Origin of the sequence: uncultured Dokdonia sp., assembly GCF_947492815.1 — a bacterium.
GTDB lineage: Bacteria > Bacteroidota > Bacteroidia > Flavobacteriales > Flavobacteriaceae > Dokdonia.
In genome coordinates this window covers 24,217-43,158 of the sequence record NZ_CANLOB010000036.1, presented here as the reverse complement: position 1 = coordinate 43,158, position 18,942 = coordinate 24,217, and the positions used below count along the sequence as shown (strand labels likewise).

Annotated in this window: 18 protein-coding genes and 1 tRNA gene; 8 read left to right on the top strand and 11 right to left on the bottom strand. The window is 34.4% G+C overall.

The features are described from left to right. Positions 1–140 precede the first annotated feature (140 nt). From Q1A01_RS21790 to trkA, 6 genes are all read right to left on the bottom strand, one after another. Positions 141–218 (bottom strand) — tRNA-Pro (locus Q1A01_RS21790). Positions 219–546: 328 nt separating this feature from the next. Continuing rightward, entirely contained in the window at positions 547–957 is a 411-nt protein-coding gene (locus Q1A01_RS21785) for an Rrf2 family transcriptional regulator (protein ID WP_299685110.1), read from the bottom strand. Positions 958–970: 13 nt separating this feature from the next. Beyond that, positions 971–1,906 carry a citrulline utilization hydrolase CtlX gene (ctlX, locus tag Q1A01_RS21780; RefSeq protein ID WP_299685108.1) on the bottom strand — a complete coding sequence of 312 codons (936 nt, stop codon included), beginning with the start codon at positions 1,904–1,906 and terminating at the stop codon, positions 971–973. Positions 1,907–1,935: 29 nt separating this feature from the next. Beyond that, positions 1,936–2,910, bottom strand: a complete 975-nt coding sequence (locus Q1A01_RS21775; protein ID WP_299685106.1) for a YpdA family putative bacillithiol disulfide reductase — start codon at positions 2,908–2,910, stop codon at positions 1,936–1,938. A 2-nt stretch (positions 2,911–2,912) separates the two neighbouring features. Beyond that, entirely contained in the window at positions 2,913–4,409 is a 1,497-nt protein-coding gene (locus Q1A01_RS21770) for a potassium transporter TrkG (RefSeq protein WP_299685104.1), read from the bottom strand. A 12-nt stretch (positions 4,410–4,421) separates the two neighbouring features. Continuing rightward, on the bottom strand, positions 4,422–5,771 hold the full coding sequence (gene trkA, locus Q1A01_RS21765; protein ID WP_299685102.1) for a Trk system potassium transporter TrkA: 1,350 nt from the start codon (positions 5,769–5,771) through the stop codon (positions 4,422–4,424). A gap of 20 nt (positions 5,772–5,791) precedes the next feature. On the opposite strand from trkA, the gene Q1A01_RS21760 reads away from it, so the two are divergent. Genes Q1A01_RS21760 through Q1A01_RS21750 form a run of 3 tightly spaced genes read left to right on the top strand, consistent with a single transcriptional unit; the run spans position 5,792 to position 7,443 of the window. Then, positions 5,792–6,031, top strand: coding sequence for a hypothetical protein (locus Q1A01_RS21760; protein WP_299685100.1), 240 nt, complete (start codon positions 5,792–5,794; stop codon positions 6,029–6,031). Then, positions 6,006–6,734 carry a bifunctional demethylmenaquinone methyltransferase/2-methoxy-6-polyprenyl-1,4-benzoquinol methylase UbiE gene (gene ubiE / locus Q1A01_RS21755; RefSeq protein WP_299685098.1) on the top strand — a complete coding sequence of 243 codons (729 nt, stop codon included), beginning with the start codon at positions 6,006–6,008 and terminating at the stop codon, positions 6,732–6,734. Before Q1A01_RS21760 ends, ubiE begins: the two co-directional genes overlap by 26 nt. 4 nt (positions 6,735–6,738) lie before the next feature. Beyond that, entirely contained in the window at positions 6,739–7,443 is a 705-nt protein-coding gene (locus Q1A01_RS21750; protein ID WP_299685096.1) for a porin family protein, read from the top strand. Here Q1A01_RS21750 and Q1A01_RS21745 read toward each other — a convergent pair. Next, positions 7,430–8,179 (bottom strand): RNA methyltransferase, encoded by a 750-nt coding sequence (locus Q1A01_RS21745; RefSeq protein WP_299685094.1) that lies wholly within the window; start codon positions 8,177–8,179, stop codon positions 7,430–7,432. The genes Q1A01_RS21750 and Q1A01_RS21745 overlap by 14 nt on opposite strands. Positions 8,180–8,217: 38 nt before the next feature. Here Q1A01_RS21745 and Q1A01_RS21740 point away from each other — a divergent pair, with 38 nt between their 5' ends. The 5 genes from Q1A01_RS21740 to Q1A01_RS21720 all read left to right on the top strand — a co-directional run bounded on the left by Q1A01_RS21740 (position 8,218) and on the right by Q1A01_RS21720 (position 15,385). Next, on the top strand, positions 8,218–10,779 hold the full coding sequence (locus tag Q1A01_RS21740; protein WP_299685092.1) for a BamA/TamA family outer membrane protein: 2,562 nt from the start codon (positions 8,218–8,220) through the stop codon (positions 10,777–10,779). 103 nt (positions 10,780–10,882) lie between these two features. Next, on the top strand, positions 10,883–11,950 hold the full coding sequence (gene fbaA, locus Q1A01_RS21735) for a class II fructose-bisphosphate aldolase (RefSeq protein WP_299685090.1): 1,068 nt from the start codon (positions 10,883–10,885) through the stop codon (positions 11,948–11,950). A gap of 80 nt (positions 11,951–12,030) precedes the next feature. After that, positions 12,031–12,888: an acetyl-CoA carboxylase, carboxyltransferase subunit beta gene (gene accD, locus Q1A01_RS21730; protein ID WP_299685088.1), complete on the top strand. Its 858-nt coding sequence runs from the start codon at positions 12,031–12,033 to the stop codon at positions 12,886–12,888. Between the two features lie 222 nt (positions 12,889–13,110). Beyond that, complete coding sequence (locus Q1A01_RS21725; protein ID WP_299685086.1) at positions 13,111–14,022, top strand: choice-of-anchor J domain-containing protein; 912 nt, start codon at positions 13,111–13,113, stop codon at positions 14,020–14,022. A 106-nt stretch (positions 14,023–14,128) separates the two neighbouring features. Beyond that, on the top strand, positions 14,129–15,385 hold the full coding sequence (locus tag Q1A01_RS21720; RefSeq protein WP_299685084.1) for a GTP-binding protein: 1,257 nt from the start codon (positions 14,129–14,131) through the stop codon (positions 15,383–15,385). Positions 15,386–15,481: 96 nt separating this feature from the next. Here Q1A01_RS21720 and cysD read toward each other — a convergent pair whose 3' ends face one another. From cysD to Q1A01_RS21700, 4 genes are all read right to left on the bottom strand, one after another. Further along, positions 15,482–16,387 (bottom strand): sulfate adenylyltransferase subunit CysD, encoded by a 906-nt coding sequence (gene cysD / locus Q1A01_RS21715; RefSeq protein ID WP_299685082.1) that lies wholly within the window; start codon positions 16,385–16,387, stop codon positions 15,482–15,484. After that, entirely contained in the window at positions 16,380–16,982 is a 603-nt protein-coding gene (cysC, locus tag Q1A01_RS21710) for an adenylyl-sulfate kinase (RefSeq protein WP_299685080.1), read from the bottom strand. Before cysC ends, cysD begins: the two co-directional genes overlap by 8 nt. Before the next feature lie 65 nt (positions 16,983–17,047). Further along, positions 17,048–17,854, bottom strand: coding sequence for a 3'(2'),5'-bisphosphate nucleotidase CysQ (cysQ, locus tag Q1A01_RS21705; protein ID WP_299685078.1), 807 nt, complete (start codon positions 17,852–17,854; stop codon positions 17,048–17,050). 82 nt (positions 17,855–17,936) lie between these two features. Beyond that, positions 17,937–18,914 carry a polyprenyl synthetase family protein gene (locus tag Q1A01_RS21700; protein ID WP_299685076.1) on the bottom strand — a complete coding sequence of 326 codons (978 nt, stop codon included), beginning with the start codon at positions 18,912–18,914 and terminating at the stop codon, positions 17,937–17,939. Positions 18,915–18,942: the final 28 nt, after the last annotated feature.

The following is an 18,942-nucleotide window of genomic DNA, read 5'->3' as shown; positions in this document are numbered from 1 at the left end:
ATCCTTAAAAACCCTTTGTTGCAAATACAAAAGTGAAGCTACGCTTTTTACTTTTTTATTTCTAAACGCTTCTCAAAGCTATGCTTTGAACACTCTTAGAAATAAAAAAGTAACATGCAAAAGCATGTCACTTTTCTGCTTGGTCGGGATGACAGGATTTGAACCTGCGACCACACGGCCCCCAGCCGTGTACGCTAACCGGACTGCGCCACATCCCGAGTATAGTTTCGCAAAAGCAAATATAATAATTAAGCTATATGAATACTACTTGATACCTGTACAGAAGTGTAATTTTATACATTTTTTGATACGTAGTTTATAAAAAAAGAAAAAGCACAATTACTATTGAAGAAAGATATGTGGTTGCTTTTTAAATCCTACTAAAAAAATATAACCTAAATGTCAACTCAAAGTTTATGAGTTAAGTAATAACTATGAAAACTACAAACACAGTTAAAAAAAGACATCTTTCTAAGACAATATCATTGTGCTTAATTATAAGCTAATATATACAATTTCCTACATAATTACTAGGAATTTAATTTTTTATAATAAAATATCAGCAAGCGTCTTATTTTCAAGCACATGCAAGGTACCATCACGTACTTCTTCCATCAATCCGTGTACTGTACATTTGCCTTCATCAGGGCAATCATCACATTTTTCGTAGAAATTTAAGCTCACACAAGGCAACATTGCAATAGGTCCTTCCAAAACTCTTATAACTGCTGCCATTTTTATTTCTTTGGGTTCTTTGATAAGATAATACCCTCCTCCTTTTCCTTTTTTACTTCCTAAAAAACCAGCCTTTCTCAAGGAGAGCAATATACTTTCTAAAAATTTTCTAGATATATCTTCAGCTTCAGAAATATCCTGAATAAGTACCATTGCGTTTTCTTCTTGACGTGCAATATACGTCAGCGCCTTTAAGCCATATTTTGTTTTTCGTGAAAGCATATGACAAAATACGTTATTTTTTCGGAAGAAATACTTCTGCCATCATACAACGTGCACTACCTCCTCCGCAAGCTTCAATGATATCTAAAGAACTTGATAGTATAGTTGCATGCTTTTCTATTTGATCAATTTGCTTTTTAGTAAGACTTTGATGTGCTGCATTACTCATAACAAGGTAAGGAGCATTACCTGTTCCTTTAAGTTCTAGCATATTTCCTGCAAAATGAACTACTTGTTCTTCTGTAATAGTAATGATTTCTTTGCCATCTTCCTTAAGATGTTTTGTTACATTTTTTCGTTCCTTCTTATCATCTATAGAGTCTAAACATATCACCGCTATATGTTCTCCAATACACATCATCACATTGGTATGATAAATCGGTAATCGCTCTCCATTCACCGTCTGATTTGCAGTAAAAATAACAGGTGTATATTCAAAGTCTTCACAAAATTCTATAAGGACTTCTTCATCAGCTCTAGGCGAAAGAGCACAATATGCTTTGCGATTCACTCGATCTAAAATTAGACTTCCTGTTCCTTCTAGAAATAAATTTTCTTTTTCGGCAGATGAGTAATCTATAATATCTGTAATAGCAAATCCTTTTGACTCTAACGTATCAAAAACATCTTCACGTCTTTCGGTGCGTCTATTTTCTGCAAACATAGGATACATGGCTATCTTCCCACTTTGGTGAAAGCTTATCCAATTATTTGGAAAATGTGCATCAGGGGTATCTGTTTCTTCTGAATCATCTACCACCACAACATTAATCCCTACAGCTTCTAATTTATTTACAAAATTATCAAACTCTTGTTGTGCGTTTTGCAAAAGCTTTTCTGGGGTTATATTATCCACTACTTTTTGATAATAGTTATTGACCGCAGTTTGTTCATTCATCCTAAAATGTACAGGACGAATCATTAAAATTGTATCTGTAGTTTGTTTCATTTTTTAAAAGATATAATAAAGTTGTAAAGCTACAATTTACTATCGATATCTTCCAAGATTATTGCCGCATGTTCACGTGTATTTTCTATAAATAATTTACTCGTTTGAAGACCCGCATTTATAACACCTGCTACATATACATTTTTAAGAGGAGTTTCTAAGGTATTTGGATTATGAATAGGTTTTTTACTACTATCATCAGAGATAGGCAATCTCAACTTTTCAAACAAAGAATAGTTAGGCTTATACCCTACCATAGCTAACACAAAATCATTCACTACTTCTACAATTCCTTCTGGTGTTTCAATAACAACAGTAGTTTCCTTAATTTCAATTACTTTACTTTCAAAGTAGGCTTTTATTGCCCCTTCTTTTATTCGGTTTTCTATATTAGGTTTGATCCAATATTTTGTCTTAGGATAGATTTCTGATTTACGAATAACCATGGTTACCTCAGCTCCTTTATAATAAGTTTCTAATGCGACATCACAAGCAGAATTTGCAGCTCCAATCACTACTATTTTCTGACCTACATAAGGATGCGGACTATTATAAAAATGAGTTACTTTAGATAGGTTTTCGCCTGGAATATTTAAGGTTCTTGGAGTATCATAAAAACCTGTACATACTACGATATGTGTTGCGAATGTATTTCCTTTATTTGTAACAATACGATATCCATTATTTTCTGGAATCATAGAAGATACCTCTGTATAAAGTTTTAAGTTTAAACTCCAACTTTCTTGAACTCTTCTATAATATTCTAACGCTTCTTTACGAGTAGGTTTATCGGTATGAGATATAAACGGTACTTCTCCTATTTCTAATAATTTAGACGTGCTAAAAAAAGTCATTTGTTCTGGAAAATTGTATAAGGAATTTACCAGAACTCCTTTCTCTATGATTATATAAGAAAGTCCTTTTTTTTGAGCTTCAATACCACAAGTGAGTCCTATAGGTCCTCCCCCTATAATGACAAGGTCATATTTTTCTAATAATTGCATAGTTATCTATTACGCCAGAAGAAAGGCGTTAGTAAAATTAATACCGTAAATAATTCTAAACGACCGATAAGCATTAAAAATGCTAACCACCATTTACCAGCACTCGGTAAGCCATTATAACTATCTACAGGGCTTAAGTCTCCAAAAGCAGGCCCAACATTACCTAATGCAGATGCGGCTCCTCCTAAGGCAGTCTTAAAATCTAATCCCATAGCTCCTAAAACACTTGCTCCGATGATCCAAGAAAGCATATACAAAATAAAAAATGCTAGTATATTAAAGATAATTGTTCGATCTACAGAACGTGTATTGTAGCGTACAGGAAGAATTGCATTAGGATGTAGTGTACGTTTAAACTCTGTTAATGCATTACGAATTGTTAATAGATGTCTCACTACTTTTATTCCCCCAGATGTAGATCCTGCCGAACCTCCTAAAAACATCAGACCGAAAAAGATAACAGTCAAGAATGGAGTCCACATGGTAAAGTCTGCAGTTACAAAACCCGTAGTAGTAATAACTGCCAACACTTGAAATAGCCCATGCCTAAAAGCACTTTCTCCTGCCCCTAACACCATAGGGTGATCTATGGTAGAGAGACTTACATCAGCTTTAAAATAAACGACAAATGCGGTAATGATCGCAAACCCAAATACAAAAGTCATATACAATCGAAACTCATCATCTTTTATAATCTTCTGAACTTTCCCTTTAAAAGCAAAATAACTCAGTACAAAGTTCATTCCTGCAAGTAGCATAAAAAAGATAATAATATACTGTATGAGCGGCGTATCATTCCAATAAGCTACACTTGCATTCTTTGTAGAAAATCCTCCTGTAGACAAGGTACTCATAGCATGATTAATTGCATCAAAAAACGACATTCCTGCTAGTTTTAACGCTATCGTTTCTGCAGCAGTAAACCCAAAATAGATAAGCCATAATCGTTTTGCGGTATCAGTAATTCTTGGGTGTAGTTTATCTGCACTAGGCCCAGGGGCTTCTGCTGCAAATAATTGCATCCCTCCAATACCTAGTAGCGGAAGTATTGCTATCGCTAAAACAATAATACCCATACCTCCTATCCAATGGGTCGTACTTCTCCAGAAAAGAATACCCTTGGGTAGTGATTCTATATCTGTAAGTATGGTCGCTCCTGTGGTGGTATACCCACTTATCGTTTCAAAAAAAGCATTCGTTACCGATGGAATCGTATCTGTAACCAAATAAGGAAGCATTCCACTAAGTGACATAAATAACCAACCAAAAGTTACTACAATATACCCTTCTCGCTTTTTGATTTCTTTTTTATGATCTCGAGTTACAAACATTAACAGCATCCCTGCAAATAATGCTAATAACCCAGAGGCTGTGATTTGTAATGCAACACCATCCTTAGTTATAAAACTCACAAGCGCAGAAATCATCATAAAACCACCATTAAAAAGTAATAGTAGCCCCATTAAATGAAAAATGATCTTGTAATTAAGTTTTGGCATTTATGTAACTGTTTAAACAAACATTTTTTCTACTTGCTTAATAGATCGTGGTAAACAACATACCACTACGCGATCTCCAGCAGTAACTTTAAAATCACCTAGTGCAATTACACCTACTCCATTACGCACAACACCTGCTATAGTAGCAGATCTAGGAAAGTCAATATCTTTTATTTTTTTACCCTCAGCTTCAGAGGTAGGTTTTACAACAAACTCCAATAACTCAGCATTCATATTATTGAGCTTTGTCATGGCTACTACTTCTCCTTTACGTATGTATCTGAAGATATTATTAGCCGCAAGTAATTTTTTATTGATCAGAGTATCAATACCTATGCTCTGAGACAATTGGAAGTAATCCATATTTTCTACCAATGCAATTGTTTTCTTAACCCCTCTTGATTTTGCAACAAGGCAAGACATAATATTGGTTTCGCTATCTCCAGTGACAGAGATAAATGCATCCATATCTTGAATATTTTCTTCTTCCAGCAATTCTACATTACGCCCATCTCCATTGATCACTAATGCTTTGGGAAGTATATCAGCTAGATCTACAGCTTTATCTCTATCTCGTTCTACAAGCTTTACATTAAACTTATGGGAACATAAATCTCTACAAGTTTTAAATCCTATATTACTACCCCCTAAGATCATGACATTTTTAATATCTTGACGCACTTTACCTGTAAGTTTATACAGTTCTTCCACACCTCCTTGAATCGTCATAAAATACACCTGATCACCTTCTTTAAAGACGGTATCTCCACGTGGTATTAAGGTATATTGCGTACCTACGCGTTGTATGGCTATAGGCATAAAATGTAATTCTGGAAAAATAGTTGCTGCTTCTTTTACACTCTTTCCTACAAAAGATGCCGAACGAGATAAGGTAGTACCTACCATAGTAAGCGCACCTTCTTCAAACTCATAACTATCACTAAATCCACTTTGATTTAGTAATAATTCGATTTCTGATGCTGCTAAGCTTTCTGGAGATATCAACTCATCGATACCAAATTTAGAAAACCCTGCAAGCTCCTTGTGTTCTATAAATTCTGTATTAGAAATTCTGGCAATGGTACGTGCTGCTCCTAATTGTTTTGCGAGTACACAAACGGTAATATTTGTAGTTTCACTCGCAGTAACGGCAATCACTAAATCTACATTCTCTACTCTAGAATCTTGCAATATTGCAATAGAAGTAGCATCGCCTTTAATAGTCCGAATATCCAAATGCGTATCTGCATACGCCAGGCTTTCTTTGTCGGTGTCTATAAGTGTAATGTCCTGAGACTCGTATGATAGCAGTTTAGCTAAGTGGAAGCCCACCTCGCCAGCTCCTGCAATAATAATTTTCATATAATATAATGAACTGAAAAGTGATACAAAGATACACGATTGATAAGATACTACGATACAATCCCGTAGATAATTATACATTATACGCTTTCGCGAAAGCAAAAACAGCTTGTAATCAAATCAATACAACACCTATTCATATCCCTATTGAAAAATCTAAAAACTGTACTTCCTTTTTAAGTAAGTCGTTATCATCTTCGTTATTGATACCGTATATTTGTCAAAAAATATGCCATGTCCAAAAAGGTAACGCCATATAATTCTTCTGATCAATCTAAGAAAGAGCAAGTCGAGCAAATGTTTGACACTATTTCCGGTAAATATGATGGTCTAAACAGAGTCATTTCTTTTGGAATTGATGTTAAATGGCGTAAAAAAGTAGTACAACTTGTCACCGACACTAAGCCAGATAGCATTCTTGATATTGCTACAGGTACTGGAGATCTCATTATAAACCTTGCTAAAAGTGGCGCTACAAAATTAGTAGGCCTCGATATTTCAGAAGGGATGCTATCTGTAGGCCGAAAAAAGATAAAAGCAGGTGGGCTTGATAATCGTATAGAAATGATTCAAGCAGATAGTGAAGCCATGCCTTTTGAAGACAATAGTTTTGATGCGATTACAGTAGCCTTTGGTGTACGTAATTTTGAAACGCTAGAAAAAGGATTGGCAGAAATTTACCGAGTACTAAAGCCTAATGGCATTTTTGTAATTTTAGAAACATCTGTTCCTACAAAAACACCTTTTAAACAGGGATATAAATTTCATTCAAATGTTATCTTACCCACTGTGGGAAGATTGTTTTCAAAGGATAAAGAAGCGTATACATATTTAAGTAAAAGTGCATCTGTTTTTCCTTTTGGAGAAGCCTTGAACAATATTTTACGTAAAATTGGGTTTACCAACGTGAAAGATAATCCACAAACATTTGGTGTAGCCACCATTTATACCGCTTCAAAATAAATTCATGAGAGTATTTATTGCCATCGTATTTTTCTTAACTTTTACACAGATAACGCAAGCGCAATGGCTTACGAGACCTCGTGTTCAAAATAATCAGAACTTTGACAAAAACCCTATTTCTTGGGGATACTATCTCGGATTCAACTCATTTGACTATAACTTTGATTACATCGCTGAACAAGAAGATATTCAAGTAACACGATCTATAGGTTTTAATGTGGGACTTATAGGTAATTTACGATTATCAGAATATGTAGATTTACGCACAGAGCCAGGGTTAAGTTTTACACGACGTGATTTAACATATGCTCCAGCCGCAGGTTTTGATAGTGAAGATGACTTAATAAGAGAAGTACCTGCTACGTATATATACCTCCCATTACTTTTAAAGTTTAATACAAAACGTCTTAACAACGTAAGACCTTTTGTGACTGTAGGAGTTTCTACTACGGTAAATTTATCTAGTAATGAAAAAAATCCTGATGACAACTTTGCAGGTCAATTTAGGACAACTACAAATCCATTCTTTTATGAAGTAGGTTTTGGAATTGACCTATATCTTCCGTTCTTCAAGTTTACACCTAGTATACGTGGGGTATTTGCTACATCTGATGAGTTGGTTAGAGATAATATTGCCAATAGTCCTTGGACTGGAAATATTAGTAAACTGTCCTCTAGAGGTGTATTCTTAAATTTCACCTTTCAATAGAAGTCCCTCTTTTAAATTCGCTTAAACAAATAGCTGTTGCAGTCGCTACGTTAAGGCTTTCTGTTTTTTGTAATTGCCCAAAACGAGGAATTGCTATTTTATGAGTAACCAATTGTTCTATGACATCAGATATTCCATTGGCTTCATTTCCCATTACAATAACAGCTTCTTCTGGAAGTGTCGCTTTATAAATTGTTGCTCCATCCATAAAGGTTCCATAAATAGGTCGTTGTTCTTCTTTTAAATAGGCTGCTATATTTGTATATGAAACAGCTATTCTAGACAATGATCCCATCGTCGCCTGTACTACTTTAGGATTATAACAATCTACAGTTTGGGAAGAACATATAAGGTTAGGCACACCAAACCAATCACATAATCTAATAATAGTGCCTAGATTTCCAGGATCTCTCACATCATCAAGCACAACCGTAATTCCTTGTCGTGTTGTTTTTATTTGTGCAGGAATCTTAAACAATGCAAGTGCAGTTTGTGGTGTTTTTAGAAAACTAACTTTCTTTAGCTCTGCCGCAGTAACCACTTGAAAAACATCTTTATGTGTTACAGGAATTTCTAAAGAAGTACGATCTAGACCATAAATTGCAGCTACTTCAAATGAAGAATTAAGAAGTTCATTTATTACTTTTATCCCTTCTGCTACAAAGAGACCTTCCCGTTGTCGGTACTTTTTTTGAAGTAATCCCGTTATTCGTTTACTATTACTTTTGCTTAACACTATATAAAATGTACTTTTGATTTATTATCATAACCCACTTGAAGTATACATTTACAAAAATATCATTATTTATTCTTCTAGCGATAGTCCTTGTTAGTTGTAATGCAACAAAACGAGTTCCGAAGGAAGATTTCTTACTTACAGATAATACAATTACTGTAGATGGTGAAAAGATTACTGATCAACGTTTGTATAATTTCTTATACCAACAACCCAATACACAATTAGCTGGATCTCCTTTTAGGTTATACATCTACAATTGGGCACGCCCTAATATAGATTCTATATTGAATGCACAACGCGCAAAAAATGATGTGAAGCGTAATTTTTGGACTCGTTTGCTTTCGCGAAAGCAAGTAGAGGCATTTAGAAAATTTAAAAAAGATTTTAACTCAGGAGTAAAAAAAACAGGAGAAGCGCCTACTATTGTCAATGAAATTCTTACAAAAAAATCGGCAAATAGACTCGCTAGATTCTATATCAATAATGGGTATTTTAATACAGAAGTAGATTACACCATAAAAAAAGACAGCAATCAAAGAGCCACCGTAGATTATAATGTAGTACGCTACAAACCTTACTTATTAGATTCTATTGTTACTATTATTGCTTCTCCTGTAGCTGATTCTATTTATGAAGCGCATAAAAACGAATCGTTTCTTAAAAAAGGAGAGCCCTATCAAAAAATAAAGTTTGACGCTGAAAGATTACGAATTGAAAAGCTTTATAGAAATAATGGGCTATATCATTTTGAATCTGATCGTATCAGAGCTATTGGAGATACTGTAAATACAGGAAACAAGACAAATCTTGAAATCATCATAGATAATCGAAAAGAAACGGTAGATGATAGCATTCTAGATTTTCCTTTTAAGGTACATAAGGTTAGCAAAATTAATATCAATACAGACTATAGCTTTGCAAATAAAGATAAACCCTATGCAGATTCCATAAGTGCTGACGGTTATAATTTTTATGTATATGACGAGCTAAATTATAGAACAAATGCCATTACTGATATTATTCCTTTAAAACCTGGAGCTATTTATAGAGATATAGATAAGACACAAACACTCACCCGTTTGAGTAGACTAAATACTTTCAAATATCCAAGTATTTCATATCAAGTAGATCCTGCTGATAGTACAGGTACTGATTTAATTGCTAATATTAGACTGACACCATTAGACAAGTATAAGTTCCGAGCTGATTTTGATGTTTCTACTTCAAATATTCAAGATATAGGTATTGCAGGATTTGGCTCCTTATTAATACGTAATATTTTTAGAGGTGCCGAGACTTTGGAAATTTCTGCAAGAGGAAACATCGGTGCTTCTGATGATGCCGCAAATGATGATGATAGCTTTTTTAATATATCAGAAATAGGAATTAATGCTAATCTTGTTTTCCCTAGAATATTCTTTCCTGTTAACACTTCAAAACTTATTCCTGCAGAATGGCAACCTAATACGCAATTTAATTTAGGAGTAAGTGTACAACAGAACATAGGATTAGATAAGCAAAGTTTTGCAGGTGGATTATCTTATAATTGGACACCTTCTGCAACAAACACTTTTACTTTTGATCTACTAGATATACAATACGTACGGAACTTAAACGCAAATAACTATTTTAATATTTACAGAAATAGTTTTGATGATTTAAACACACTAGCAGCGTCTAATAGTACTAATATCAATCCTGATTACTTTGAAGAAAACACAAACTCACCTACACTTATAATACCAAATGGAGCAGATAGCTTTATAAATGATGTAGAAAATGGTTTGGTTGCTGGTTTTAATGATGCGCAAGTATCTGAAATAAATGCTATACGAGAACGTCAAAATAGACTTACAGAAGACAACCTTATTTTTGCGCTTAATTTCACTTATACATATAACAATAGGGAAAACTTATACGATGATGCTTTCTCTAGATTAAGAACCCGTATAGAGTTAGCTGGAAATGCACTTTCACTTGCCTCAAGATTAGTCAATGCTCCCAAAAATGCAGCTAATAATTCCCGCATATTAGGTGTTGTATTTTCCCAATATGCAAAAACAGAAATTGACTATACGAAACATTGGGATTTAGGTCATGATAATATTCTCGCTGTAAGAGCTTTTGGAGGCTTAGCCATTCCATATGGTAATGCTAATAGTATTCCTTTTACACGAAGTTTTTTTGCTGGAGGTTCTAATGACAATCGTGCTTGGCGTGCATATGAATTAGGTCCTGGTAGTAGTGGCGCTCCTAATGAGTTTAATGAAGCAAATATGAAACTTGCTTTTAATGTAGAGCATCGTTTTAATTTACTAGGCCCTTTTGAGGGCGCATTCTTTGTAGATGCAGGAAACATTTGGAATATTTTTGACAATGTAGAAGATCCAAACTCGCAATTTAGAGGCTTTTCAAGTTTAAGTGATCTAGCGTTGGGATCTGGTTTTGGATTACGATTAGATTTTGATTTCTTCTTAGCAAGATTTGATATTGGTTTTAAAACATATGATCCTGCTTTTGAAACTGGAAATAGATGGTTTAGAGAATATAATTTTGCAAATGCCGTCTATAACATCGGTATTAATTACCCATTCTAAAAGGGATTGTAGCGCATTCAAACGTTATCGTAATTCGATTTTGTTTCTGTTTATTTTACTATTTAATTTCTTATTTTTACCAACTTAAACATAAATCAAAAATATGGCTCATTCTATCACGCCGGGAGTAGCTACCGGTTACCAAGTGCAGAAGATTTTTAATTATGCAAAAGAAAAAGGTTTTGCACTTCCAGCTGTAAATGTTATTGGATCAAACAGTATCAATACAGTATTAGAAACCGCTGCAGCACTTAATGCTCCTGTAATTATACAGTTTAGTAATGGAGGAGCTCAATTTAATGCTGGAAAAGGTTTAAACAATGATAATCAAAGAGCTGCTGTTGCTGGGGCTGTTGCTGGTGCAAAACATGTGCACGAACTTGCAAAAGCATACGGAGCTACTGTCATACTTCATACAGATCACTGTGCTAAAAAATTATTACCGTGGATAGATGGTATGTTAGATGCGAGTGAAGCTTATTATAAAGAACACGGACACTCTTTATTTAGTTCGCATATGATCGATCTAAGTGAAGAGCCTATCGAAGAAAATATTGAGATCTGTAAAAAATATCTTGAACGCATGGAGAAAATGGACATGACGTTAGAGATAGAATTAGGAATCACAGGAGGAGAAGAAGATGGTGTAGATAATACGGATGTAGATGATTCTAAATTATACACACAGCCAGAAGAGGTTGCCTATGCTTATGAAGAACTTTCTAAAGTAAGTGATCAATTTACGATTGCTGCTGCTTTTGGAAATGTACACGGTGTATACAAACCTGGCAACGTAAAACTTACTCCTAAAATTCTTAAAAACTCTCAGGAGCATATCACACAAAAATATGGTGTAGAACACAATCATATTGATTTTGTTTTTCATGGCGGAAGTGGCTCTACTGTAGAAGAAATACGAGAAGGTATAAGCTACGGTGTTATTAAAATGAATATAGACACAGACCTTCAATATGCAACTGCAGAAGGTATACGTGATTACTTCAGCGAAAATGCCGAGTACTTAAAGTCACAAATCGGAAACCCTACAGGAGATGATTCGCCTAACAAGAAATATTATGATCCTCGTGTATGGTTGCGTAAAGCAGAAGGTACAATGCGTACACGATTAGAAAAAGCTTTTGAAGATTTAAATAATGTGAATACATTATAGTCCGCTTTCGCGAAATGATATGCTAAACATATCAAAGTAACGTTTAACGATAAACACAAACTCATAAATACTCCCTCACTATGGCTTGGTTTAAGAGAAAAGATAAAGGAATTCAAACTCCTACAGAAGAAAAGAAAGATACTCCCAGAGGACTTTGGTATAAGTCTCCTACGGGTAAAATTGTAGATACAGAAGAATTAGAAAAAAACTTCTATATCAGTCCTGAAGATGGATATCATGTACGTATCGGAAGTAAAGAATATTTCGAAATACTTTTTGATGACAATACATTCAAAGAGTTGGATAAAAACTTATCTTCTAAAGATCCTTTAAAATTTGAGGATAAAAAGAAATATACTGATAGACTTAAGGAGGCACAAGAAAAAACGGGTCTTAAAGATGCTGTTCGAACAGCTGTAGGAAAGTCTAAAGGAGAAGACCTCGTCATTGCCTGTATGGATTTTAGATTTATAGGTGGTTCTATGGGAAGTGTTGTAGGAGAAAAAATTGCACGCGCTGCAGATTATTCTTTGAAAAACAACATCCCTTTTATGATTATTTCTAAATCAGGAGGAGCTCGTATGATGGAAGCAGCATTATCATTAATGCAACTTGCAAAAACCTCGGCTAAATTAGCACAACTTGCAGATGCAGGTATTCCATACATCTCTTTATGTACAGATCCTACTACAGGAGGAACAACAGCTTCTTTTGCCATGCTAGGAGATATTAATATTTCTGAGCCCGGTGCATTGATCGGGTTTGCTGGACCTCGTGTTGTACGTGATACTACTGGTAAAGAATTACCAGAAGGTTTTCAAACGTCTGAATTCCTTCAAGAACATGGTTTTTTAGATTTTATCACACCTCGTCAAGAGCTAAAAAATAAAATAAATTTATACTTAGACCTGATATTAAATAGAGCTGTACGGGCTTAATTCGTTCAGATTAGAAAAAAATATCTATAACAATAAGAAAAGGACTGCTAAAATGCAGTCCTTTTCTTATTTATAACAACCTATTTATCAAAAAAAGTACATACTATACTTGTTTAACAAATGTAAGTCTATAGCCTATATATATTAATCGAATGTTAAACAATCATTAAACTAAAATATAATCCTTACTTTTATACATTAAATTTTAAACTACATACAATTATGAAAAAAATTACTTTACTGGTTGCATTTTTATTTGCAGCATTTTCTATTAACGCACAGATCTTTGAAGATAGTTTCGAGACTTATGACGACTTCGATTTTGAAAATATCGGAGATTGGACATTAATTGATGTCGATGGTTTTGGAACTTTTGGTTCAAATGCTGTTACATTCGGTAATGAACAATATACTGGTTCTGCTATTGTTTTTAACCACACCACTGCAACCGTTGATGCTGACGGAATGCCAGCTTCAAGTGATCCTAACTTCCAAGTAAGAACAGGAGAAAAAGGTCTTTGGTTTTTCGCTGCTACTACCGCACCAAATGATGATTATGCAATTACTCCTCAAGTATCACTTGCAGGATTTACAGATGCTACTTTTTCTTTCTGGGCAAAATCTATTACTGATGATTTTGGTCTTGAACAATTTGAAGTTCTTCTGTCTACAACAGGAACAGATATTACTGATTTTACAGAGAACCTTAGTGGTGGTATTATTACTGCTCCAGCTCCTGGTGATGGAGATGTAGGGAATGAATATGCAGAATTCTCTTATGACTTATCAGCATATGACGGACAAGACATCTATCTTGCTATACACTATGTAGGAGATGATTCTTTTATATTACAAATGGATGATTTTCTTGTAGACGGAACATTATCTGCAGATGAATTTAACACTACAAACTTTTCTCAATTCTACAATGTAGCTAGTAATGAGTTACGTTTAAGTGCTTCTGTACCTATGCAAAATGTAAAAGTATTTAATACATTAGGACAAGAAGTGGTAAACAGAAATCTTTCTAACACAGAAGAAGCTGTAAACCTTTCTACAATGTCTAATGGTATTTACATTGCTCAAGTAGCTATTGGAAACTCTACAGAGACTTTCAAAATTATCAAAAGATAATTTGAATCGTTATAAAAATTTAAAAGCGACCTTAGGGTCGCTTTTTTTTGCTCCAATCTCAAATGCCTGAATCTTATTTAGTATATTCATTTTGTAATTTTAATGCATGAATTTAGATACGAATCAATTACTACGTTTTACCACAGCTGGAAGTGTAGATGATGGCAAAAGTACACTCATAGGTAGATTATTATATGATGCTAAAGCTATTTTTGAAGACCAATTGGCATCTATCACCTCCATCAGTAAGAACAAAGGTCATGATCATATAGATTTAGCTCTATTTACAGATGGACTTCGTGACGAAAGAGCGCAGGGTATTACGATAGATGTTGCGTATCGTTATTTTACCACTCCCAAACGTAAGTTTATTATTGCAGATACACCTGGGCATATTCAATATACACGTAATATGGTGACAGGGGCTTCTACTGCAAATGTTGCTCTTATCTTGATAGACGCACGTCACGGAATTATAGAACAAACCAAAAGGCACGCATTTATTGCTTCTTTATTACAAATCCCACATATTATTGTATGTATCAATAAAATGGACCTTGTAAACTATGCTGAAGAAGTATATGAAAATATTCGTTCTCAATTTGAAGAATTTGCTTCAAAACTACATATAAAAGATATTCGATTTATTCCTATGAGTGCCTTACATGGTGATAATGTTGTGAATAGATCGCAACATATGCCTTGGTTTCAAGAAGCACCACTACTGTATACATTAGAACACATGCATGTTAGTAGTGATTTAAATAAAATAGATGCACGTTTTCCTGTTCAAACAATATTGAGACCACAGCGCGAAGGTTTTCTAGATTATAGAGGATATGCCGGGCGTATCGCTAGTGGCATCTTTAGACCTAATGACAATGTAATCATACTTCCATCTGGATTTACCTCTACCATCAAAACAATAGACACTAGTGAAGGCTCGTTACAAGAAGCTTACACTCCCATGTCTGTTGCTATTACCTTAGAAGATGATATTGATGTGAGTCGTGGTGATATGATCGTTAAAATAAATAATACGCCTACACAAACGCAAGAGTTTGATGCAATGATCTGTTGGTTACATACTCAGACTGCACGTCCAAGAACAAAATATACTATACTTCACACTTCTAATGAGCAGAAAGCAATGATTAAAGAAGTGGTCTATAAAATTGATATTAACACCTATCAACGAGAAGTAGAAAACAAAGAATTAACAATGAATGATATTGCTCGTATCAAAGTAAGAACAACACGCCCTCTATTAATAGATGAGTATAGAGATAACCGTATTACAGGAAGTTTTGTTTTAGTAGACGATAGTACGCATGAAACTGTTGCAGCTGGTATGATCGTATAATCGTTAGAAATATAGTATTGTTACACCTTCATTATACGCTTTCGCGAAAGCGTATACCTACAAGATATCAGACGTAAATCTATTGTATTATTTGAATTAAAAATACCCTTCTTTCTTTCGGTCTTCCATAGCAGATTCGCTACGTTTATCATCTGCTCGATTACCTCTTTCGGTTTGTTTCATCACAGCGACTTCTGCTACAATTTTATCAAGCGTATCGGCATCACTTTCTAAACCGCCAGTAATAGTAATATCTCCTAGTGTTCTAAAACGCACTTTTTTAGAGTGCACTACCTCCCCTTCTCTTTTAATCAAATAATCAGATACTGGAATCCAAGATTCGTTTCTCCACACCACATCTCTCTGATGTGAAAAATACAGGGATGGCACCTTTATATTTTCTCTGAGGATATAATTCCACACATCCATTTCTGTCCAGTTACTTATCGGAAAAGCTCTAAAATGTTCTCCTTCAAAATGTTTTCCATTCAGGATATTCCACAATTCTGGACGTTGGTTTTTTGGGTCCCAAGATCCAAAATCATCTCGATGCGAAAAGAAGCGTTCTTTTGCTCTTGCTTTTTCTTCATCACGTCTCCCTCCTCCTATAGCACAATCTATACAATGCGTTTCAATAGTATCTAATAAGGTAATAGTTTGCAATGCATTTCTGGTAGCATTCTTACCTTTTTCTTCGACAACCCTTCCTTGATTAATAGATTCCTGAACAGATCCTACAATTAATTGCACCCCTAGTTCTTTTACTAATTGATCTCTGAACTGTAGGGCTTCAGGAAAGTTATGTCCAGTATCAATATGCACTAATGGAAACGGAATCGCAGCTGGATAAAACGCTTTCTTAGCAAGGTATGTAACAAGAATGGAGTCTTTTCCTCCTGAAAAAAGAATGACAGGTTTTTCAAATTGTGCAGCTACTTCTCTCAAAATATAAATAGCCTCAGACTCTAATTCATCTAAATAATTTAAATAATACTTACCCATTACTTGTGAGTTTATTTTCAACATACTTCAATACAACAGCTGCTGCTTCTGTAATGGTACAGGTAGTTGCATCAATTTCTATATCTGGTGTTGAAGGCACTTCATAAGGAGCATCAATTCCCGTAAAATCTTTTATTTCTCCAGCTCTTGCCTTTTTATACAATCCTTTTACATCTTGTCTTTCGCAAACCTCTAGTGGTGTACTGACATATACTTCTATATACTTATTTTCTCCTACAATCTCTTTGATACGTTTTCTATCTCTTTCATAAGGTGAAATAAATGCTCCTAGTACAACTAAACCCGCATGATTAATCATCAGGTTTGCGATTTCTGCAATACGGCGAATGTTTTCTCTACGATCGTCTGGTGAAAACGTTAAATCACTACTCAATCCTTTTCGCACGCTATCTCCATCAAGAATACAAGTATGTATTTTTTTTTCTATCAAAGATTGATTAACAGCATCTGCAATGGTAGATTTTCCAGAACCAGACAATCCTGTAAACCATAATAGAAAAGAATTATGTTTCTTTATTGCTTTAAGCTGCTCAAGATCTAAACTAAAATTATGTGGAATTATATGTTCCTGCATCGTACCCTATACTTCTTTAAATATACAACCTACTATTATTAATAAAGAGGCCTTTAAAAAATTATTTATAAGCCTTCCTTTAATGAATTTACTAAAAAATAGGGATTTAATAGATTTTCTCGATTATATCGTAAAGGTTGTTGTGTTTCTTGATCAATCACCTCAACACCTACTGCCTTACAGATAGCATGACCTGCTGCCGTATCCCACTCCATTGTAGGTGCAAAACGAGGATATATATGTGCTGCTCCTTCTGCGATTACACAAAACTTCAATGAACTCCCTCTAGAAACGATCGCTACTGTATGCTTCCTTTCTACTTCTGAAATAAAATTTTTAGTTGCTTCATTAAGATGAGAACGGCTTCCTAATATTTTAATAGGATCTTTCTCCTCTGAAGGAGCAATCGCTATAGCCTTAGTCATTATTTCTTCTACAGAAATTTCTTCATCAATAGCAACTACATATTTATAAGATTTTTTAGCATCTTGAGCTGTAAAATATAATGTCCTAGATACTGGAATATAAATCACCCCTAATAAAGGAGTTCCATGATGTATCAGTGCTATATTTACTGTAAACTCACCATTACGTTTTACAAACTCTTTTGTTCCATCCAAAGGATCTACAATCCAGCAACGTTCCCAATCTTTTCTTTGCGCATAGGATACCTGTTTATTTTCTTCGCTTATTATCGGAATAGCTGTAGTCTCTAAATACTCAAGAATGATTGTATTTGCATTTTTATCTGCTATGGTTAATGGAGATGCGTCTTCTTTAATAATGACATCAAAGTCTGTTGCATATACTTCCATAATAGCTTTTCCTGCATGAATTGCTGCCTGTATTGCTTTCTTTAAATAGGATTCCATTACTAATATTGTAGATTATAGTGTTCTATTATGTACTCCTGCCTACCGTAAACAAGTTCTCGAAAACGGAATAAGTATGCATTTACTTTTTCCTATTGATCACATAATTGACCATAAGTTCTAAAGAATCTCGATATTGAGATTTTGGATAGGTATATAGTACATCTAAGGCTTGTTGTTGTCTTTTTTTCATTTGAGAAGTTGCATACTCAAGGCCTCCTTGATCCTTTACAAAGGTAATCACTTCTTTAACTCTTTTTTTACTAGTATTATGGTTTTTAATACTATTAATAAGCCAGTTTTTTTCTTTAACAGTCACATTATTTAACACATAAATAAGTGGCAAGGTCATCTTCTGTTCTTTGATATCAATTCCAGTAGGTTTTCCTATTTTATCATCCCCATAATCAAAAAGATCATCTTTTATTTGAAAAGCAATTCCTATAAGCTCTCCAAAGTATCTCATTTTTTCCACTTCTTCTTTTGAGGCATGCACGGCACAAGCACCAAGTGCACAGCAGGCAGCTATAAGGGTTGCCGTTTTCTGTCTTATGATTTCATAATAGACATCTTCTGTGATATCTAGCTTCCTTGACTTTTCTAATTGTAATAGTTCTCCTTCACTAATTTCTCTAACCGCTACAGATATAATTTGTAGTAAATCAAAATCACCATTATCTATAGAAAGTAGTAATCCTTTTGAGAATAAAAAATCACCAACTAATACAGCTATTTTATTTTTCCAAAGCGCATTCAAAGAAAAGAAACCTCTTCGTGTATTACTATCATCTACCACATCGTCATGTACAAGACTTGCTGTATGAATTAGTTCAATAACGGAAGCTCCTCGATAGGTACGATCATTTACTTGTCCTTTACCCAACATTTTAGCAACGAGAAAGACAAACATAGGGCGCATTTGCTTCCCTTTTCTATTCACAATGTAATGTGTGATACGGTTAAGCAATGCTACTTTTGAGCGCATAGAGAGTGCAAACTTTTCTTCAAAAAGTTCCATCTCATAGGAAATAGGTTCTTTGATTTGCGCTACAACTTTCATAGAGCATCAAAGATAAGGAAATGCATGT